The 21,237-nt window shown below is 65.3% G+C and carries 15 protein-coding genes; 4 read left to right on the top strand and 11 right to left on the bottom strand.

All coding sequences use genetic code 11. The features are described from left to right. Positions 1-57 precede the first annotated feature (57 nt). From ACOOF5_RS07475 to ACOOF5_RS07460, 4 genes are read right to left on the bottom strand one after another with little or no spacing between them, the layout of a single operon-like run. Positions 58-516 (bottom strand): hypothetical protein, encoded by a 459-nt coding sequence (locus ACOOF5_RS07475; RefSeq protein ID WP_420437882.1) that lies wholly within the window; start codon positions 514-516, stop codon positions 58-60. After that, positions 516-1,643 (bottom strand): mandelate racemase/muconate lactonizing enzyme family protein, encoded by a 1,128-nt coding sequence (locus ACOOF5_RS07470; RefSeq protein ID WP_420437881.1) that lies wholly within the window; start codon positions 1,641-1,643, stop codon positions 516-518. Before ACOOF5_RS07470 ends, ACOOF5_RS07475 begins: the two co-directional genes overlap by 1 nt. Positions 1,644-1,666: 23 nt before the next feature. Then, positions 1,667-3,361, bottom strand: a complete 1,695-nt coding sequence (locus tag ACOOF5_RS07465; RefSeq protein WP_420437880.1) for a GH3 auxin-responsive promoter family protein — start codon at positions 3,359-3,361, stop codon at positions 1,667-1,669. Then, positions 3,358-4,320, bottom strand: a complete 963-nt coding sequence (locus ACOOF5_RS07460) for a sterol desaturase family protein (RefSeq protein ID WP_420437879.1) — start codon at positions 4,318-4,320, stop codon at positions 3,358-3,360. Before ACOOF5_RS07460 ends, ACOOF5_RS07465 begins: the two co-directional genes overlap by 4 nt. Before the next feature lie 193 nt (positions 4,321-4,513). On the opposite strand from ACOOF5_RS07460, the gene ACOOF5_RS07455 reads away from it, so the two are divergent. The 4 genes from ACOOF5_RS07455 to ACOOF5_RS07440 all read left to right on the top strand — a co-directional run bounded on the left by ACOOF5_RS07455 (position 4,514) and on the right by ACOOF5_RS07440 (position 8,547). Then, a complete protein-coding gene (locus tag ACOOF5_RS07455; RefSeq protein WP_420437878.1) occupies positions 4,514-5,392 on the top strand; it encodes an FAD binding domain-containing protein in 879 nt (292 codons plus the stop codon). After that, positions 5,392-5,871, top strand: coding sequence for a (2Fe-2S)-binding protein (locus ACOOF5_RS07450; protein WP_419837535.1), 480 nt, complete (start codon positions 5,392-5,394; stop codon positions 5,869-5,871). Before ACOOF5_RS07455 ends, ACOOF5_RS07450 begins: the two co-directional genes overlap by 1 nt. A 51-nt stretch (positions 5,872-5,922) precedes the next feature. Then, on the top strand, positions 5,923-8,196 hold the full coding sequence (locus ACOOF5_RS07445; protein WP_420437877.1) for a xanthine dehydrogenase family protein molybdopterin-binding subunit: 2,274 nt from the start codon (positions 5,923-5,925) through the stop codon (positions 8,194-8,196). A 102-nt stretch (positions 8,197-8,298) separates the two neighbouring features. After that, a complete protein-coding gene (locus ACOOF5_RS07440) occupies positions 8,299-8,547 on the top strand; it encodes a MoaD/ThiS family protein (RefSeq protein WP_420437876.1) in 249 nt (82 codons plus the stop codon). Between the two features lie 35 nt (positions 8,548-8,582). Here the strand turns inward: ACOOF5_RS07440 and rpsJ are convergent, their stop codons facing one another. From rpsJ to ACOOF5_RS07405, 7 genes are all read right to left on the bottom strand, one after another. After that, complete coding sequence (rpsJ, locus tag ACOOF5_RS07435) at positions 8,583-8,897, bottom strand: 30S ribosomal protein S10 (protein WP_323671069.1); 315 nt, start codon at positions 8,895-8,897, stop codon at positions 8,583-8,585. A 32-nt stretch (positions 8,898-8,929) separates the two neighbouring features. Continuing rightward, positions 8,930-10,114 carry an elongation factor Tu gene (gene tuf, locus ACOOF5_RS07430; RefSeq protein ID WP_420437875.1) on the bottom strand — a complete coding sequence of 395 codons (1,185 nt, stop codon included), beginning with the start codon at positions 10,112-10,114 and terminating at the stop codon, positions 8,930-8,932. Between the two features lie 173 nt (positions 10,115-10,287). Beyond that, complete coding sequence (gene fusA / locus ACOOF5_RS07425) at positions 10,288-12,372, bottom strand: elongation factor G (protein WP_420437874.1); 2,085 nt, start codon at positions 12,370-12,372, stop codon at positions 10,288-10,290. Between the two features lie 51 nt (positions 12,373-12,423). Further along, positions 12,424-12,894, bottom strand: a complete 471-nt coding sequence (gene rpsG / locus ACOOF5_RS07420; RefSeq protein ID WP_420437873.1) for a 30S ribosomal protein S7 — start codon at positions 12,892-12,894, stop codon at positions 12,424-12,426. A gap of 1 nt (position 12,895) precedes the next feature. Next, a complete protein-coding gene (gene rpsL / locus ACOOF5_RS07415) occupies positions 12,896-13,267 on the bottom strand; it encodes a 30S ribosomal protein S12 (RefSeq protein ID WP_419837519.1) in 372 nt (123 codons plus the stop codon). A 187-nt stretch (positions 13,268-13,454) separates the two neighbouring features. Next, positions 13,455-17,393, bottom strand: a complete 3,939-nt coding sequence (locus ACOOF5_RS07410; RefSeq protein ID WP_420437872.1) for a DNA-directed RNA polymerase subunit beta' — start codon at positions 17,391-17,393, stop codon at positions 13,455-13,457. Positions 17,394-17,469: 76 nt separating this feature from the next. After that, entirely contained in the window at positions 17,470-21,129 is a 3,660-nt protein-coding gene (locus tag ACOOF5_RS07405; protein ID WP_420437871.1) for a DNA-directed RNA polymerase subunit beta, read from the bottom strand. Positions 21,130-21,237 lie beyond the last annotated feature (108 nt).

Genomic DNA, 21,237 nt, shown 5'->3' with positions numbered 1-21,237 from the left:
CGCACCGCGGATACCAGAGGCTACCGAGACACCATCGACGCCCCAACCCGGCGGCGCTCAGCGCGACTGCTGCAGTTGACTCCTCTGATACGCCGCAAACAGCATCAACTCACACGCCAAGACCAAGTGGAAAGACGTCGGCAGGTAAGCGGTGAACCATTTGCCAGCAGCGATGCTGTCATCGCCGAACACACCGGCGTCGCCTCCGATCCCGATCAACAGCCGCACCGACATGGCGGTGAAGTACAAGATCCCAAACCAGCCCACAGGCTTCACCCAGTTCAGCGCGAAGAGATTCTTGCCGGCGCCCATCCGCACCGTCGCGATCGCGATGATCACCAAGATCACCAGCTGCGCCCCCAACAGCGCCCCGAACGGCAGGCTGCTGCCTTGCCATGCGTCCTGCGATGGCAGAAAGTCCACACCCCACCATCGCTGAACGGCCTGGCCTGCCACGCGTGCTAAGAACGCCAGACCCAACGCCGTGCTCACTGCGGCGAAGCGAGCATTGGTCATCAGCCCGCCGCCGGTTCAAGGAGGTTCTCAGACCCGAGCCGCAGGCCCAGCCCGCCATTGCTGCGATCGGGCACGTCGCGGCCCCGCAGCACGCCGCCGTAGCCGAACATGATCGTCGGGTCGGTCAAGTCCCGGCTCAGCAGATGCGTTCCGAAGGCACCTTCCGCCGCGATGACGGCACCGGGAGCGCTTGCGATGACCGCGAGTGCTGCTCGGGTGAGCAGGCTCGTCTCGCCCACCTGACATCCGACGACGACATCAATGCCTGCACGTGCCGCAGCCGCCACAACCTCCAGTGATCGAAGGACGCCACCCATCTTCGACACACGAACATTGGCGATCCATCGTTGTGGTTCCGCCAACGTCTGCAACTGTTGGCTGAGCCGCAAGCTCTCGTCGGCGATGATCCTCACCTCGCAGTCACGCGCGATCCGGACGCACCCCTCGATGTCGCCCGCCTGCAGCGGTTCTTCGATGGCGAACGCGACATCCCCCAGCGCATCGAGGTGCTCGGCGCACTGCTCGGGTGATTCCCAGAGGTTGTTCGCGTCGAGACGCACAGAGGTGGCGCCCGAGCCTCGGGAGGCAAACGGGGCCAGCTTGGCGCGGTCACGTCTCAGCGAGCCTGAGAGCTTCACCTTGTAGTCGGTGAATCCCCGCACCCGGTAACCGCGCAGCTGCCACCGATAGAGCGGCAGCGGCATGTCGCCGAGTACTGCTGAGTAGGCCACGTCGGGCGGCCCCGATGCGACGCCGAGCAGCTGCTCGAGATTGCGGCCATGTGTCTTGCCCAGCAGGTCCAGCGCGGCGATCTCCATGGCGCAGAACGCAGCGGGATTCAGGTCGATGATGTCGCGGTGAGCGTCAGCCCAAGCCCGCAGATCGTCCACGCTCCCGACCTCTGCGCAGAAGGACTCAGCGTGCCGACGGACGAATTCGGCGCAACCGTGGACTGTCTCGCCTGTGACGTAGAGCCGCGGACACCCTTCCCCGTAGCCGATTGTCCCTTCGGCGGAGTGCGCTGCGACGATGAGGTTCTCGGCATTGCGTCGACTCGCGGACGCATGTTTGAAGGCGCGCTTGAACGGCACCGGGAAGGTGAATGTTTCGAGCTGGCGAATCTGCACGGACGGTCCTCGTCGAGACTCGCTCAGCGAGCTGGCACAAACGCGTCGAAGCCGAAGGAGCAGTCGGCGAGGTATTGCAGGCGCAGGTACTTGAACTGCACGTCGCGCTGACCGTCTGCAACGCGCTGGCGACGGTAGGCATCACCTGTGCCTGGTGCAAGAAGCGTGACGCCCAGCGGCGCCAGCCGACCGCTGGCGCGTTTCGCGCCGTACTCGACGTTCGCTTCCCGCAGTGACCGCTCCACCAAGACAGCCAGATCACCGGCGACCGTGCCAGCCGCTTGGCCCGGAGCAGAGTTCGCCATCTCCACATACAAGGTGTACGTCGATTCGGATTCGTCGGCGAGCATGATGAAGAAGGGAGACACGGTCCCGAGTTCGGCAACCGACGTCGTGACGGCCGTGATGACCTGGGACTCATAGAGCTTCTCGCCCGTGATGCTCGTGACGCCCTTTCCCTTCTGAATGAAGGACAGGACCGGGGTGCGGCCCACCCAGCCGGTCACCCTCACGATGTCGTTCATGTCGTAGCGGTACAGACCGTCGGCTGTGGTCACGATGACGTAGTAGTCGTGCCCGAGCTCGAGGTCGGCCAACGTGCAGGTCTGCAAGCCCCGATCCGCATCATCGGCAGCGTCTTCCCATGCGTCACGTTCTGCGAACTCGAACACGTTGTCGGCCAGGGTGGCCACGCACGAACCCTCGATGGGGTCGATGTTGACTGTGCCGCTGACCTCGCTGGCGAGGTACCCCAATTCGAACACTGGGCAGCGCGAAGTCAGCATCGGCGCGAGACGCTCGACGGCGAGGCCGCAACTCCCTCCGGTCCACGTCACCACAGCGCGCAGGTCCTCCCAGATGTCCGCATAGGTGAGCGCGCCGGCGGCTTCGAGTCTCCGCCCCAGCTCTGCTGCTCGCTGCGGGTCGCGACGGATTCGGGGCTCCTCGCCGCGAACCGCGCCGGCGCACTCCGCGGGCAGCATCCCCGTCGCCACGGCGTCGATCACCGATTCGGCGTGTTCGTTGAGCACGTCCATCAGCCGGACGAACGTCGACGGATTGGCCGTCGCCATGGTGGTGACAGATCGGTCTGCAGCACCGAGCACTGCCATCGCCAGGTAGCGGGCGTCGTAGTCGGTGATGTCCGACACCGATGCGGGCAGCACGTACCTGCGGCGAAGCAGCGCGCCTTGGCTCGCGTACAGCTGGCCTGATGCCGAGCCGTATGGGGTGCCGGCGGGCATGGTGCCTTCGTGGGCAGCGCCGCTCACCACGAACACCTTGCCGCCGAGCGCCGTTGTGCTCTTCGACAACGCGTACGCCGCGAGCCGCTGCAATCGCTGGATGCGACCCAAGCCGGCTTGGGTCAGCGGAATGTTCTTCGGAGCGGCGACAGTTCCGCTGGTCTGGTTGTAATAGACCGGCGGCGCGGCGGTCAGGCACGGATCGCCAGTGGCCTCCTGCCGCTCGATCGCCTCGCGCAGGTCCTCGTAGGTTTGCACTGGCACGGCACGCCGGAAATCCTCGAAACCTGAGATGGAGCCGAACTGGTGATCAGTGCCGAAGATGGTGCCGGCGTTGTCGGTCAGGATGCGCTGCAGGACGTCGTGCTGCGTCGCAGCCGGATCGGCGGAAGCCTCAATGATCCGGCGGTGCACGCGGCCGCTGGCCGCGGCCAATCCTGCGCGTAGCAAGCGGTAGCTCAATCCGTCGGTCACGACGTCGCTGTCGCCTCGACGTCCCGCTTGTCGAGATCCCGAACCAGCGGAGTGCGCATCTGGGCGACGAAGCCTGTCGGATACTTCCGGTTCAGCAGCCCGAGGCGGCCGACGGCTGTGTCCGCTGGCAGGAACCGGGTCCCGAACGCCACGTCCCAGATGATCAGGTTGTTGCCGAAGTTGTGATCGGATTCCGCCGGCAGCTCCGAGTGATGCCACCGGTGCAGTTCGGGTCCGCTGATGAGGTAGTTGAGCCAACCCAGCCTCACGTCGCAATTCGAGTGCTGGTAGAAGCCGTTCAGGGCGTAGAAGACGAAATAGGCCGCGAGCACTTCATCCCCGACGCCCACGAGCACGAACGGCAGTGCGTCAACGCAGTACTGAACAGCCTTCTCCGCCGGGTGGAAGCGCCCGACGTTCAGCCAATACAGCCGGTGCGGCGAATGGTGCACCGCGTGCCATCGCCACATGAAGGCTGAACCGTGAAAGGCCCTGTGCAGCCAATACCGAAAGAAATCGGCGACGGCAATCATCAGTGCCGCCTGAAGGAAGACTGGCCAGGAGTGCGGCCACAGACCTGCGAGCGTGAGATCTCCCTCTCGCAACCAGCCGGCGAACGCCACGGTTGCTGCCAGTGACAGCAGCAACGGCAGGACTACTTGGATCGTCAGCATGAATGCTGCGTCGGCCCGCACGTCGCCGCGCTGCGGGCGCCACTCGAGGCGGTAGGGCAGGACGATCTCATGCAGCGTGATCAGTCCAGCCCCGACCAGTACCGCCAGGTACGACGCAGCGATCACGGGCAGGCCGAGCAGTCCAGCACCGGAATAGACAGCGATCCCCAACAGGATCACGACCGGATACGAGCCTCGTACCGCGAGCTTTGTGGCCGTCGATACCGGGTCTCGTGGTGTCGGCAGCGGCGCGGTGCCCGTGTGCGCCCGCCCATCCGCCGCCATGGGCTGAGCCTAGGTGGGCCCACTCCCACGCCAAGAAGCGCGGCGGAGCGGATCGTTCAGTCGCCAAGGACGGTCCAGCGCAACTATCGTCCGCTGCCGTACAGGCCATTGCCGCAAGGCGGCCTGTCAGACACAGCCGCTCACAGGCGGTGCTGAGACATATGCCGCAGAGACCGGATCGGGAGCTATCCGCATGAAATACGCCGCACCGACCACCATCGATGAGGCTCGGGCATTGCTCGCAGACGATGCCGACGCCATCGTGTTCGCGGGCGCAACCGACGTCGTGCCGCAGATGCGCGGCGGACGGCCCGAACCATCGATGCTGATCGACCTCAAGAACATCGATCGTCTGATGTCAGTCAGCCTCGAAGGCGATACCTGGCTCGTCGGTGCCGCAGCGCCCAGTTCGGCTCTCACCGCAAACGCTGAGCTCGCTGCCGACTTCCCGGGAGTGACGGAGGCTGCGGGACTCATCGGGTCGGATCAAATCCAGAATCGCTCGAGCCTCGGCGGGAACCTGTGCAATGCCTCGCCCGCAGCGGATTCGGTCCCGGCGCTGGTCGTCAACGATGCGGTCGCAGTGATCGCAGGCGCCGGCGGCGAGCGGCGGGTACCCGTCGCCGATGTGGTGACCGGGCCAGGTCAGACGTCGCTGGCGCACGACGAGATCGTGGCGTGCTTCGAACTCACCCGCCCGGCGGCCCGCACTTCGGACGCTTACCTGCGGCTCATCCCGCGCACCGAGATGGACATCGCCGTGGTCGGCGCCGGCGTCCGGCTCACGCTGGACGGTGACGGCACCGTGAGCGCTGCCACCGTGGCGCTCGGCGCAGTCGCTCCCACCGTCGTGCGGGTGCCCGCGGCAGAGGCGGCGCTGGCCGGCAGCCGGCTCGATGACGCTGCGCTGGCCGCAGCCGCCGCAGCGGCCAGCGACGCCTGCAACCCCATCGACGACAAGCGAGGCACGATCAACTACCGGCGCCAGGTCGCCGGTGTGCTTACCCGCCGAGCCGCCGGCATCGCCGCAGACCGCATTCGAACCACCAACGGACAGAACGGAGCCTCTTGATGAGCCGTACCCACGTGACCTGCGAGGTCAACGGCGATGCCGTTGATTTTCTGACCGAAGACGGCGAATCGCTGCTCAACGCTCTGCGCGACGAGCTGGGGCTTATCGGCGCCAAGGAGGGCTGCGGCACCGGCGACTGCGGCGCCTGCTCGATCATCATGAACGGGCGCCTGCAGTGCTCGTGCCTGATCTTTGCCCCCGAAGCCGACGGCGCAGCCATCACGACTTGTGAAGGTCTCGCCAGCGCCGACGAGCTGCACCCGCTGCAGCAGTGCTTCCTCGAAGGCGCTGCGCTGCAGTGCGGCATCTGCACGCCCGGGTTCCTCATCGCCGCAAAGGCACTGCTCGACGAGAACCCCGACCCCACTGAGACCGAAGTGCGCTACGCGCTTGCCGGCAATCTGTGTCGCTGCACCGGGTACGACAAGATCGTGCGCTCTGTGCTCGAGGCCGCCGTCCAGATCCGTACCCCCGCTTGATCGACATCGGCTGATCGAGACTTACCCGACATCGCAGAAGGACACCTGAACATGAGCACCACCGAAGCTCCCGCAAGCACCGGCACCAACGGCAACGGTGCATCGGGCTACCGCTGGGTCGGCACCCGTCCGGTCCGCCACGACGGCCTCGACAAGGTCGCCGGTAAGGCCCGCTACGCAGCCGACCTGAACCTGCCGGGAATGCTGCACGGGCACATCTTGCGCTCGCCGCATCCCCACGCACGAATCGTGTCGATTGACACGTCAAGAGCCGAGGCGATGCCCGGCGTGAAGGCTGTGGTCACCGGCGCAGACTTCCCCGAAGCGCCCCCCAAAGGCGCCACTCGCAACCTGATGTGCACGGTCATCGCGCGCGACACGGTGCTGTACAGCGGCCACGCCGTCGCCGCAGTCGCTGCATCGACCCGGCGTGAGGCCAAGGCTGCAGCGGAGGCCATCGAGGTCACCTACGAGCAGCTCCCCCATGTGCTGAACATTGCCGACGCGATGGCCGATGACGCCCCGGTGATTCACGACAGCCTGTTCACGCGCGGCGTCGAGCCGCGACCGACCGAGCCGTCGAATGTTGCGGCCCGAACGGTGTACGAGCGCGGCGATGTCGAACAAGGCTTCGCCGAAGCCGACATCGTGATCGAACGGGAATTCTCGACCCAGGCCGTGCACCAGGGCTATATCGAACCGCATGCCTGTGTCGTGGACTGCGATCAGGAGGGCAAGGCAGTCATCTGGGCTTCCTCGCAGGGTCATTTCATGGTGCGGTCTTCGACCGCCACGGTGCTGGGCTGGGATACGTCGCGCATCAAGGTCATTCCTGCCGAGATCGGCGGCGGATTCGGCGGCAAGACCACCATCTACATCGAGCCAGTGGCAGCGCTGCTGTCGACGAAGGCAGGCCGTCCCGTCAAGGTCGTGATGAGCCGCGAGGACGTCTTCCGGGCCACCGGCCCAGCTCCGGGCTCGATCATCAAGATGAAGGTCGGTGCCCGCAACGACGGCACGATCACCACGGCAAAGGCCTGGCTGGCGTACGAGAACGGCGCCTTCCAGGGCATCGCCGCCATGCTCGGCTGCATGTGCGTCGTGTCGGCGTACACCCTCGATCACCTCTACGTCGAGGGTTTCGACGTGGTGCTCAACCGTCCGGTCAACGTGGCCTACCGTGCGCCATCGGCACCGGCGGCGGCATTCGCCATGGATTCGGTAGTCGACGAGATCGCTGCGCACCTCGGCATGGACCCGATCGACCTCCGGCTGCACAACTGCCCGTCGCAGGGAGACCCGACGCCCTATGGCCCCAAGTGGCCGATGATCGGCCTGCGCGAGTGCCTCGAAGCAATCCGCGACAGCGATCACTACCAAACGGCGCTGCCAGACGGCCAGGGGCGCGGCGTGGCCACGGGCTTCTGGTTCAACATCGGCGAGGCGTCGAGCGCGACGGTCAACCTGAACGAGAACGGCACCGCCACGGTGATCACCGGCAGCCCCGACATCGGCGGCAGCCGGGCGTCGATGGCGCTGATGGCCGCCGAGGAACTGGGCCTCGATGTGCACCTGATCCAGCCGGTCGTGGGCGACACCGAAGTGGTCGGCTTCACCGACGTCACCGAGGGCAGCCGTGCCACATTTGCCACTGGCATGGCGGTCGTGGAGGCCTGCCGCGATCTCAAGACGCAGCTGCGCAAGCGTGCGGCCAAGACCTGGGATTGCGATGTGGAAGAGGTCGAGTGGGTGGACGGCTCGGCTGTGCACGGGCCTGGCGAGCATGAAGCGCTGACCCTGGCTGCGATCACCGGCAATGCGAAGCGCACGGGCGGCCCGCTGGGTGCCACCGCGTCACTGAATGCCCGTGGCGCTGGTCCGGCCTTCTCGGTGCAGGTTGCCGACGTGTCCGTCGATCAGGAAACCGGGCGAGTCACCGTTGAGCGTTACACGACTTCCCAAGATGCCGGTACGGCAATCCACCCGAGCTACGTCGAAGGCCAGATGCAAGGGGGCGTCGTGCAGGGCATCGGCTGGGCGCTCAACGAGGAATACATCTACTCCGATGACGGCAACCTTGAGAACCCGGGATTCCTCGACTACCGCATTCCGGTGGCGTCGGACCTCCCGATGATCGAGACAGTCATCGTGGAGGTGCCCAACCCGTCGCATCCCTATGGCGTGCGCGGCGTCGGCGAGGTGGGCATCGTGCCGCCGCTGCCGGTGCTGGCCAATGCCGTGGCAGACGCGACAGGAGTACGGATCAGCGATCTGCCGCTCTCGCCGCCGCGAGTGCTGGAGGCACTGACAGCGGTCGAGGGCTGATCGCAGCCGATGTGAGCACCGCTTGCGACGCCATGCCCCAGCCACAGCACGTCGTGGTAGTGACCGGCGCGCGGCGGCGGGCCAACTGAGACGGGCATCAGCGTGGCCGTCGTTCACTTCTCGACCGATCAGCGCCAGCACACCGGCGTCACCGAGGTTGTCCTCGACGCCGCGAATGTGCGCGATCTCGTACGGCAGCTCTCCGAGCTCTATCCGTCGCTGAACGCACACCTCGTCGAGACATCGTCAACGGCCGTCGCCATCGACAGCGAGATCATTCCCGACCCAATGCTCGAAGAACTCACTGCCACCGCAGAGGTGCACCTAGTCCGCCCGCTCGCGGGCGGATAAGTCAGCACATCGCCCGCTCGCAGGCGGATAGTGCGCTAGGGCTGGACTTTGAGCTCGATCTCTACGCCGGCGGGTAGGTCGAGCCGCTGGAGCGAATCGACCGTCTTGTCGGTGGGATCGATCACATCGATCAGGCGCTTGTGAATGCGCATCTCGAAGTGCTCGCGCGAGTCCTTGTCTTTGTGGGGGGACCGCACGACCGTGTACCGATGCTTCTCGGTCGGCAGCGGCACGGGCCCGCGCACCTTGGCATTAGTACGCAGCACCGTCTCGGTGATCTTCTGCGCCGACTGGTCCACGATTTCATGGTCGTAGGCCTTGAGCCGCATACGGATCCGAGGTGCTGCCATGTGAGTGCCTGACTGGTCGCTTGAGAATCGGGTTACTGAACGATCTTGGTGACCCGGCCGGCGCCCACAGTACGCCCACCCTCACGGATGGCGAAACGCAAGCCCTCGTCCATCGCGATCGGGTTGATCAGCTCGACGGTCATCTCGGTGTTGTCGCCCGGCATGCACATCTCGGTGCCGCCAGGCAATTCGACCACACCGGTGATGTCGGTGGTGCGGAAGTAGAACTGCGGCCGATAGTTCGAAAAGAACGGCTTGTGGCGACCGCCCTCGTCCTTGTTCAGCACGTAGACCTGAGCCTCGAACTTGGTGTGCGGCGTGATCGCGCCCTTGCGGGTGCAGACCTGGCCACGCTCGACGTCTTCCTTGCCGGTGCCTCGCAGCAGCAGACCGACGTTGTCGCCGGCCTGGCCTTCGTCGAGAATCTTGCGGAACATCTCGACACCGGTCACGGTCGTGGTCTGCGTGTCGCGGATGCCGACAATCTCGATCTCTTCGCCGGTGTTGATGATGCCCTGCTCGATCTTGCCGGTCACCACGGTGCCGCGGCCGGTGATCGAGAAGACGTCCTCGATCGGCATCAGGAACGGGCGCTCGGTGTCGCGCACGGGCTCGGGCACGTACTCATCGACTGCGTCCATCAGCTCGATGATCTGCTCGGCAGCGGCTGCGTCGCCCTCGAGCGCATTCAGCGCGGAGACGCGCACCACCGGAACGTCGTCGCCAGGGAACTCGTACTCGCTGAGCAGTTCGCGTACTTCAAGCTCGACGAGCTCGAGCAGCTCCTCGTCGTCGACCATGTCGACCTTGTTCAGCGCAACCACGATGTAGGGCACGCCGACCTGGCGGGCCAGCAGCACGTGCTCACGGGTCTGCGGCATCGGGCCGTCGGCAGCGGACACGACCAAGATGGCCCCGTCCACCTGGGCGGCACCGGTGATCATGTTCTTGATGTAGTCGGCGTGGCCGGGCATGTCGACGTGCGCGTAGTGGCGGTTTGTCGTCTCATACTCGACATGCGCGATGGAGATCGTGATACCGCGCTCGCGCTCTTCGGGTGCCTTGTCGATCTCGTCGAAGGCTGTCGCCTGGCCGCCGACTTGCTCGGACAGCACGCGCGTGATGGCAGCCGTCAGTGTCGTCTTGCCGTGGTCGATGTGTCCCATCGTGCCCACGTTGACGTGAGGCTTGGTCCGCTCGAATCGCTCTTTTGCCATGTCGTACCCGCCTTTCGGGGTTCTGCTCGCCTATCGGGGGAGAGTGAGGTGCAGGGATGTAGTTGTTTCTTGGTTTCTTCGCTGTTCTGAACGGTGTGAGGCTAGGGATGCCGTGGCCTCAAACCAAATGACTCGTCACCGGCGCCAAACGCGTCCGCCCAAGGCGGACTGGGTCATTCGCCGCGGATGCGCTTAATGATCTCCTCAGCGATGGTGCGCGGCACTTGTTCGTACGTGTCGAACTGCATGCTGTAGGTCGCGCGGCCCTGGGTGCGAGACCGCAGGTCGTTGGCGTAGCCGAACATCTCCGACAGCGGCACCTTGGCATCGATCACCTGGTTCACGCCACGCAATTCCATCTGCCCGACTCGGCCGCGCCGTGAATTGAGGTCGCCGATGACGTCGCCCATGTAGTCCTCGGGCGTGACGACCTCCACCGACATGACCGGCTCAAGCAGAACCGGCCGTGCCAGCCTGGCCGCATCGCGCATGGCCATCGTGCCAGCGATCTTGAACGCCATCTCCGAAGAGTCGACGTCGTGATGGTTGCCGTCAATCAGATCGACGGCCACATCCACCAGCGGGAATCCCGCCAGCGGGCCGTTCTCCAGCGACGACTGCAAACCCGCATCGACCGAGCTGATGTACTCGCGTGGGATCACGCCGCCCCGGATGCTGTCCTCGAAGACGTATCCCTCGCCAGGCTCGGACGGGCGCACGTTGATGACCACCACGGCGTACTGGCCCGAGCCGCCAGTCTGCTTGATGTGCCGGTACTCGAACTTGTTCACCGGCGACGTGATCGTCTCGCGGTAGGCCACCTGCGGCTTGCCGATCGAGGCGTCCACTTTGAACTCGCGCAGCATGCGGTCGACCAGCACTTCGAGGTGCAGCTCGCCCATACCCGAAATCACGGTCTGGCCGGTCTCGTCGTCGGTCTTGACCTGGAAGGTGGGATCTTCCTCGCTGAGGGCCGTGAGTGCTTTGCCCAGCTTGTCCTGGTCGCCCTTGGACTTGGGCTCGACAGCGACGTGCACGACCGGGTCGGGGAAGTCGAGCTGTTCGAGCACGATCGACTTGGACGAATCGCACAGCGTGTCGCCGGTGCGGGTGTTCTTGAGGCCGATGCCGGCGACGATGTCGCCGGTCGCGATGTCTTCACGGTCTTCGCGGTTGTTGGCGTGCATCTGCAGGATGCGCCCGATGCGCTCGCGATTGCCCGTCGTGGTGTTGAGCACCTGGCCGCCACGCTCGAACCGGCCGCTGTACACCCGGAAGTAGGTCAGCTTGCCGACGTGAGGGTCGGTCATAATCTTGAACGCCAGTGCCGAGAACGGCTCATCGTCGCTGGGCTTGCGCTCCAGTTGTTCCTTGCCGTTGGTGGAGCTACCCGTGATCGCAGGGATGTCCACCGGTGCAGGCAGGTACATCGTCACGGCGTCGAGCAGCGGTTGAACGCCTTTGTTCTTGAAGGCGCTGCCGGTGAGCACCGGCACAATCTGGCCTTCGAGCGTGCCCCGCCTGACTGCCCGCCGGATCGTGTCGGCATCGACTTCGTCGCCTTCGAGGTAGGCCATCATGATGTCTTCGTCGACATCGGCGAGCCGCTCGAGCAGCATGCTGCGGTACTCGGCGGCTTGGTCGGCGAGATCGGCAGGGATGTCGACGATGTCGTAGGTGGCGCCGAGATCGTCGCCCTTCCACACCACTGCGTTCATCTCGACCAGGTCGACGACACCCTCAAAGTCGGCCTCGAGCCCGATTGGCAACTGCAGCACGGCGGTGTTCGGCGTCAGACGTTCCTCGATGCTCGCCAGAGAACCGAAGAAGGACGCACCGGTGCGATCGAGCTTGTTGATGAAGCACATTCGCGGTACGCCGTACCGGTCGGCCTGTCGCCACACGGTCTCGGTTTGCGGTTCCACGCCCGCAACGCCGTCGAATACCGCGACAGCGCCGTCGAGCACGCGCAGCGAGCGCTCCACCTCGACGGTGAAGTCAACGTGGCCTGGCGTATCGATGATGTTGATGACGTGGTCGTTCCAGTGGCAGGTGGTAGCAGCGGAGGTGATGGTGATGCCCCGCTCCTGCTCCTGCTCCATCCAGTCCATCGTTGCGGCGCCGTCGTGGACCTCGCCGATCTTGTAGTTGACACCGGTGTAGTACAGGATCCGCTCCGTCACCGTGGTCTTGCCCGCGTCAATGTGGGCCATGATCCCGATGTTGCGGACGCGATCGAGAGGTTGCGTTCGAGCCATTTCAGCGTTGTCCCATTGATCAGATATCCCGATCAGCTCACCAGTGATCGATTACCAGCGGTAGTGAGCGAAGGCCTTGTTGGCCTCTGCCATGCGGTGCGTATCTTCACGCCGCTTGGCAGCCGAGCCGGTGCCGTTGGAGGCGTCCATCAGCTCGTTCGCGAGACGTTCAGACATCGTGCGCTCGCGGCGTTCGCGGGCGAAGCCCACGATCCAACGGATCGCCAGCGCGGTTGCGCGGCGGGGACGCACTTCGACAGGCACCTGGTAGGTGGCACCGCCGACCCGGCGGCTCTTCACCTCGACTTGCGGTCGGGTGTTGTCGACCGCTCGCTTCAGGATCTCGAGCGGCTCACCACCGGTTCGCTCTCCCATGGCGTCCATCGCCTGGTACACGATGCGCTCGGCCACCGAACGCTTGCCGCGCCGCAGCACCTTGTTGATGAACTGAGTGACCAGCGTGGAGTCGTACACCGGGTCGGGAGCGATGTCGCGGCGTGGCGCGGCGCCTCTGCGGGGCATCTCAGGACTCCCGCTTGGCGCCGTAGCGCGAGCGTGCCTGCTGGCGGGCATTCACGCCCGAGGCGTCGAGCGCGCCACGGATGATCTTGTAACGGACACCGGGAAGGTCCTTGACCCGCCCACCGCGAACCAGGACGATGCTGTGCTCTTGCAGGTTGTGGCCCTCACCCGGGATGTAGGCGGTCACCTCGACACCGCTGGTGAGGCGCACGCGGGCAACCTTGCGCAGCGCGGAGTTCGGCTTCTTCGGCGTGTGCGTGTAGACGCGTGTGCAGACCCCGCGCCGCTGGGGCGAGCCCTTCAACGCAGGCGTTCGCACCTTCGTCGGCTTGGACTTGCGGCCCTTGCGGACCAATTGCTGGATCGTGGGCACCAGTACCTCGGGGAGTAGGGGACCCCAGTGAGTCGGGGCTGTCAACTGGACAGATTGATGAACAGGAGTCGGCAGATCTGCGCAATGCCCCACCCGGCGGCGCGCCGAAACCGGCTTTGAAGGCTAGGCAGCGCGCCCTTGCACGACAACCGTTCGCGTCGCGCGAGCCGCAGGGCGCAGCGGCAGCTCAGCCAGCGTCGGTGATCGGCGCCACGTTGGGGTCGAGGCCTGCGGGGTCCGCGTCAGGACCGCTGCCGATCGAGGCAAGCCAAGCGGCTGGGTCCTGGGAGTCTTCGGACGACCAGAATTCCATCGGCTCGTATTCGGGGGCGATCGTGTCGATGTTGCGATACACGTCCTGTCCGGTACCCGCAGGAATGAGCTTGCCGATGATGATGTTCTCTTTGAGGCCCTTCAAACCGTCGCGGCGGGACTCGATGGCAGCCTCGGTCAGCACGCGAGTCGTCTCCTGGAAGGAGGCAGCCGACAGCCATGACTCGGTGGCGAGCGATGCCTTCGTGATGCCCATGATGATCGGGCGGCCCTCAGCAGGCCGGCTGCTCTCGGCCACCAGCTCGCGGTTGGCTTCACGGTAGATCCGCTGGTCGACCTGTTCGCCGGGCAGGAACGGCGAATCGCCCTGCTCGCCCACGAGCACTCGCCGGGTCATCTGGCGGATGATCAGCTCGATGTGCTTGTCGTGGATCGACACACCCTGCTCGCGGTACACCCTCTGGACCTCGGAGACGAGGTACTGCTGGGTCTCGCGCACGCCGCGGATCTCGATGAGCTCCTTGGGGTCGCGCGGACCGTCCACGAGCGGATCACCGGCGCGGATGTCCTGCCCGTCGATCACCGCGAGCCGCGACATGGACGGGACCGTGTAGGTGTCTTCGGAGCCGTCATCGCCGATGACGTCGATCTGGCGTCCCCGACCGTCGTCCTCGCCGATGCGCACCACTCCGGATCGCCGAGCCAGAACGGCCTTGCCGCGCGGCGTGCGCGCTTCGAACAGCTCCACAACGCGCGGCAGACCGCCGGCGATGTTCTCGCCGCCGATGACACCACCGGTATGGAACGTCCGCATGGTCAGCTGCGTGCCGGGCTCGCCGATGGACTGGGCGGCAATGACGCCGACGGCCTCGCCGACTTCGATGAGCTTGCCGGTCGCGAGCGATCCGCCGTAGGCCATCGCCGACACGCCAAATTCGGAGTCGTCGGTGAGCGGGGACAGCACACGAACCCGTGTCACCTCGGGGTCGTCGCGCATTGCGATCAGTTCGTCCTCGCCGACGAGCCTGCCGGCCTCGAGCACGGTGCCGTCACTGAGCGTGACTTCCGCCGCGAGACAGCGGCTGAAGAGCCTTGTATCGAGGTGCGTGCGCTTGTCGGGGCTGTCCGCGGCGACGTCCTCGATCCACAGCCCGTTCACCGGACCGGGACGCTCGAAGGGGTTCTCGCTGTTGATGATGAGCTCCTGGGCCACATCGACGAGGCGGCGGGTCAGGTAGCCCGAGTCGGCGGTACGCAGCGCCGTGTCGACGAGGCCTTTGCGGGCACCGGGCGTCGAGATGAAGTACTCCAGCGTCGCCAGGCCTTCCCGGTACGACGACTTGATGGGGCGCGGAATGATGTCGCCGCGAGGGTTGGCGACCAGCCCGCGGATGGCGGCAATCTGGCGCACCTGCATCATGTTCCCGCGTGCACCGGAGCCGACCATCATGCCGATCGGATTGAAAGTGGTGCGGGCCATTTCGGCTTCGAGCGAGCGACGTACCTCGTCGGTGGCGTCGGTCCAGATCTCTACTTCCTTCTGGCGCCGCTCACCGTCGGTGATGATGCCGCGCCGGAACTGAGTCTCGACTCGCTCCGCTTCGCCTTCGTGACGCTCGAGAATCTCCGCCTTGTCGGGTGGGGTGCTCACATCGGCAACGGAGATCGTCAGACCCGAGCGGCTGGCGTAGGCGTAGCAGAGGTCCTTGACATGGTCAAGGCTGACAGCAATGTCGCTGGCGGCGTAGTTGTCGGACAGCGCGCGCACGATGTGGCCCATGTCGCCCTTGCGCACAGGATGATTCACGTACTCGAAGTCGTCGGGCAGTGCTGCGTTGAACAGCGCCCGGCCCGGTGTCGTTGGCACGTAGCCGCCATTGCCGTCGCTGAGCTGCGGGATGCGCCATTCGATGCGCTGGTGCAGCTTGAGCTGGTCGAGATCGAGCGAGCGCTCGATCTGGTGCAAGTGCCGGAAGACGGGTACCTCAGCGTCGGGATCGGCGGAGTCGCCGTCAAGGGCGCTCGACTCGGTGAGGTAATAGCTGCCGATCAGCATGTCCAGATTGGGCACGGTCATCGGACGGCCGTCGGCGGGGCTCAAGATGTTGTTGGCCGACAGCATCAGCACCCGTGCTTCTGCTTGGGCCTCTGAGGACAGCGGCAAGTGCACGGCCATCTGGTCGCCGTCGAAGTCGGCGTTGAAGGCGGCACATACGAGCGGGTGGATCTGAATCGCCTTGCCCTCCACGAGCAACGGCTCGAAGGCCTGGATGCCCAGCCGGTGCAGCGTGGGTGCCCGGTTCAGCAGCACAGGGTGCTCCTTGATGACGTCCTCGAGCACATTCCAGACGTCCGCTCGCCGTCGTTCCACCATCCGCTTGGCCGACTTGATGTTCTGCGCGATCTCGGAATCGACCAGCCGCTTCATGACGAACGGCTTGAACAGCTCGAGTGCCATCAGCTTGGGCAGCCCGCACTGGTGCAAGCGCAACGTGGGTCCTGCGACGATGACGGAGCGACCCGAGTAGTCCACGCGCTTGCCGAGCAGGTTCTGGCGGAATCGCCCCTGCTTGCCCTTGAGCATGTCCGACAGTGATTTCAGTGCCCGGTTGCCGGGACCTGTCACAGGACGGCCCCTTCGGCCGTTATCGAAGAGCGCATCCACCGCCTCTTGCAGCATGCGCTTCTCGTTGTTGACGATGATCTCAGGCGCCCGAAGGTCGAGCAGGCGCTTCAAGCGATTGTTGCGGTTAATCACCCGGCGGTACAGATCGTTGAGATCCGACGTCGCGAAGCGTCCGCCGTCGAGCTGCACCATCGGCCGCAGGTCGGGCGGGATGCACGGCACGGCGTCGAGAATCATCGCCCGCGGATCGTTGATGCGGCGCCCGTGCTCGTCCCGCCGATTGAACGCACTCAGGATCTTGAGACGCTTGATCGCCTTCTGCTTGCGCTGGGCCGACAGCGGCCGGCGCCCGTCGGACGCCTCGATGGCGGCACGCAGCTCAGTCTCCTCGACGTCGAAGTCCATGTTGGCCATGAGCTGCGCGATCGCTTCGGCGCCCATGCCGCCCTCGAAGTACTGGCCGTAGCGATCCTCCAGCTCCCGCCAGAGATCCTCGTCGTCGATGATCATCCGCTCGTGCAGGTCGCGAAGCGCCGCGAAGGCACGCTCGACGAGGTCCTTCTCTTCGTTGGCTTCTTCCTCGATGGCCTCGAGATCCTTGTCGGACTCGCGCTGGGCCGACCGCAGCTCGCGCTCCTTGGCGTCCTCGGCCTCCAGCGAGGCGAGCTCGTTTTCGAGTTCGACGAATCGTTCTGCGCGGCGCTCGGCGAGCTCCTCGTCGATGACGGCGAGCTCCTCGGCCTTCTCGGCCTCGAGCCGAGGCAGATCAGCGTGCAGCTTCTCGCTCTCCACCTTGGTGACGAGATTCGCGGCGAAGTAGATGACTCGTTCGAGCGCCTTGGCCTTGAGCTCCTGGCGGGGATCGAGGCCGGTCAAGAAGTACGCCAGCCACGACCGGGTGCCGCGCAGGTACCAGATGTGCACCACCGGCGCGGCCAGCTCGATGTGGCCCATGCGCTCGCGCCGCACCTTGGAGCGGGTGACCTCCACCCCGCAGCGCTCGCAGATGATGCCCTTGAACCGGACGCGCTTGTACTTGCCGCAACCGCATTCCCAGTCCTTGGTGGGACCGAAGATCTTCTCGCAGAACAAGCCGTCCTTTTCGGGCTTGAGCGTGCGGTAGTTGATGGTCTCCGGCTTGCGGACCTCGCCGTTGGACCAGGTACGGATGGCGTCCGCGGTCGCCAGGCCGATCCGGATGTCAGAGAAGTCGTTGACGTCGATCATGAGTTATGTCCGGCTCTGTGTGTGTGTCGTGGCAGTTCTTGGGGTGCTGTTGCGGCTGCTGGGTGCCATGCGTTGTTCAGATGCGCTGGCGACGCAGCTCGTCTTCCTCGTCGGTGCCGCGCTCAGGGCGACTGATGTCGATGCCCAGCGATTCCTCGGCGCGGAAGACGTCCTCGTCGAGGCCCTGGATGTCGATCTGCTGTCCTGCTGTGGACATCACCTCGACGTTCAGGCACAGCGCCTGCATCTCCTTGATGAGCACCTTGAAGCTCTCGGGGATGCCGGGCTCGGGGATGTTCTCGCCCTTGACGATCGCCTCGTAGACACGGACCCGGCCCAGCACGTCGTCGGACTTGATGGTGAGCAGCTCCTGCAAGCAGTAGGCGGCCCCGTAGGCCTCGAGTGCCCACACTTCCATCTCGCCGAAGCGCTGGCCGCCGAACTGCGCCTTGCCGCCCAGCGGCTGCTGGGTGATCATCGAGTACGGCCCGGTCGAGCGAGCATGAATCTTGTCGTCGACCAGGTGCGCCAGCTTCAAGATGTAGCTGTAGCCGACCATGATCGGCTCGTCGTAGGCCTCGCCGGTGCGTCCGTTGAAGAGCACCGTCTTGCCCGAGCGGGTCATGAGGCGGTCGCCGGTCACCGACTCGGGCCGCAGATTCTCGAGCGTTTGCTGGATGGTGGGGTGCCGCCCAGCGGCTTCCTCCTCGTCCCAGCGCGCGCCGTCGAACACGGGCGTCGCGATGAACACCGACGGCTCAGTGGTGGGGCGGGTCTTGCGCGCGGTATTGCTGACCGGCTCATTGCCGATCATCTCGGCATGGCCGTTCTCGCCGGTGGCTTTCCAGCCCCAGCGGGCCGCGTAGCCCAGATGTGCCTCGAGCACCTGGCCGACGTTCATGCGGCTCGGTATGCCCAGCGGGCTCAAGATGATGTCGACGGCCGTTCCGTCGGCGAGGTGCGGCATGTCCTCGACGGGGAGGATCTTCGAGATCACGCCCTTGTTGCCGTGGCGGCCGGCGAGCTTGTCGCCGACGCTGATCTTTCGCTTCTGGGCGACGTAGACGCGCACGAGCTGGTTCACGCCGGGCGGCAGCTCGTCGTCGTTGTCGCGGCTGAACACCCGGATGTCGGTGACGACGCCGTTCTCGCCGTGGGGCACCTTGAGCGAGGTGTCGCGCACCTCGCGGGCCTTCTCGCCGAAGATGGCACGCAGGAGCCGTTCCTCAGGGGTGAGCTCGGTCTCGCCCTTGGGGGTGACCTTGCCCACCAGGACCGCGCCCGGCTCGACCTCGGCGCCGATGCGCACGATGCCTTGTTCGTCGAGGTCGGCGAGGATGTCGTCGGCGAGGTTGGGGATGTCTCGGGTGATCTCCTCGGGCCCCAGCTTGGTATCGCGGGCGTCAATCTCGTACTCGTGGATGTGGATCGACGTGAGCACGTCGTCCTTCACCAGACGCTCGGAGAGGATGATGGCGTCCTCGTAGTTGTAGCCCTCCCAGGCCATGTAGGCCACGAGGAGGTTCTTGCCCAGCGCCAGCTCGCCGTGATCGGTGGACGGCCCGTCAGCGATCACTGCCTGGGGCTCCACGCGATCACCGACGCGCACGAGTGCCTTCTGATTGATGCAGGTGTCCTGGTTCGAGCGTCGGAACTTGAGCAGCGGGAACTCGTGCCGCTTGCCGTCATCTCCGGCAATGGCGACATAGTCGCCGGCGACGTCGATGACCTCACCGCCGATGCCGTGACGCTCACCCATGTCGTCTTCGACCTCGGCAAGCACCATTTCGGCAGCATCGGCCATCGCCAAGCCTTCGATGCCGGTGCCGATGTAGGGCGCCTCGGCCCGCAGCAGCGGCACCGCCTGGCGCTGCATGTTGGCGCCCATGAGCGCCCGGTTGGCATCGTCGTGCTCGAGGAAGGGGATCAGGGCGGTGGCTACCGACACGATCTGCTTCGGCGAGACGTCCATGAGCTGGACTTCGGACGCCGGCACGTAGCTGATCTCGGTAGTGGCCGCAAAGTACGTGTCGCGCTCCATCTGCAAGCGCAGATCTTCCAAGTTGGCGCCTTGGGGGCTCTTGCGCACGAGCACGCGGGGATTGCGGAACGACCCATCGGGTTCGAGCGGCGCGTTCGCCTGCGCGACGACGAACTCCTCTTCCTCGTCCGCGGTCAGATAACGCACTTCGCTGGTGGCCTTACTGTCACGGATGACCCGGTACGGCGACTCGATGAAGCCGAACTCGTTGACGCGGGCAAAGGTGGCCAAGGCACCGATCAGGCCGATGTTGGGACCCTCTGGCGTTTCGATGGGGCACATCCGGCCGTAGTGGCTGAAGTGGACGTCGCGCACCTCGAAGCCGGCACGTTCCCGTGACAGACCGCCGGGACCGAGCGCGGAGAGGCGCCGGCGGTGGGTGAGGCCCGACAGCGGGTTCACCTGGTCCATGAACTGGCTGAGCTGGCTGGTGCCGAAGAACTCCTTGGTGGCTGCCACCACCGGGCGGATGTTGATCAGCGTCTGCGGCGTGATGGCCTCGACGTCCTGGGTGGTCATGCGCTCGCGCACGACCCGCTCCATGCGGCTGAGGCCGATGCGCACCTGGTTCTGGATGAGCTCGCCGACGGAGCGGATGCGGCGGTTGGCGAAGTGATCCTGGTCGTCCAGCCGGTAGCCAGGCTCGGCGTTCGCCAAGTGCAGCAGATAGCTCGCCGTGGCCAGGACTTCACTGCGGGTAAGCACAGTCGAGTCGGGATCGGGACGGATCAGCTCGGGATGCTCGAGTGCCCGCGGGTCATCGGGATCGACGAAGTCCAGGCCGAACAGCTCCGACACGCGGTCGAGCTCAGGCCCGAGCTTGCGATTCAGCTTGTAGCGGCCGACCTTGGACAGCGAGTACCGGCGGTCGTCGAAGAACGCATTTTGGAAGTAGTTGTTCGCCGCGTCGGCAGTCGCCATCTCTCCGGGTCGGACCCGCTTGTACAACTCGATGACCGACTCTTCCTGGGTCGTCGCGACGTGGCGGTCTTTCTCCCACTGCGGCTCAAGGAAGTCGAAATGCTCGACGAAGCGCTCGAGCAGTCCGGGGTAGCGGTCTTCGCCGTAGCCCAGGGCTCGCAGCAGCGAGAAGATGCTGAGGCGGCGCTTGCGCGCCACCCGGCTGCCAGCGGTGGGGTCCTTGCCCGGCTTGTGCTCAACGTCGAACTCGATCCATTCGCCCCGGTAGGGGTGAATTGTCGCCGTCACCAGCTGGTGCTTCGACATGTTGCGCAGCCGGTAGCGCTCACCGGGCTGGAAGATGACGCCGGGCGAGCGAACGAGCTGGCTCACCACCACCCGCTCCGTGCCGTTGATGATGAACGTGCCCTTGGGCGTCATCATCGGGAAGTCGCCCATGAACACGGTCTGGGCTTTGACCTCACCGGTATGGGCGTTCTTGAACTCGGCGCGCACGAAGATCGGCGCCGAGTAGGTCATGTCGCGTTCCTTGCACTCCTCCACGGAGAACTTGGGCGGCGGGCGAAGATCCTCATCGTGAGGATCGAACGAGAAGACGAGCTGAAGGTGCCCGCCGAAATCGCTGATGGGGCTGATATCGGCGAAGGTCTCAGCGAGACCTACGTCAAGGAATCGCTGGAAGGAATCCTTTTGAATAGACACGAGGTCCGGGAGTTCCAGGACTTCGTCGAGGTTGCCGAACGAATAGCGTTCGCGGCCGACACGAGACGACAACGGACTCTCCTAGCGCTTCAGTTGTGCGGGATGGATCGCGGGCGACTGCCCACGGCAGGCAACGAGGGGGCGGAAACGCGCGCAGTCGCAGGCGTCCGCAGCAAACAG

Source organism: Candidatus Poriferisodalis sp., assembly GCF_965214215.1.
Taxonomy (GTDB): domain Bacteria; phylum Actinomycetota; class Acidimicrobiia; order Acidimicrobiales; family Poriferisodalaceae; genus Poriferisodalis.
This window is presented reverse-complemented; position numbering and strand designations above follow the sequence as displayed.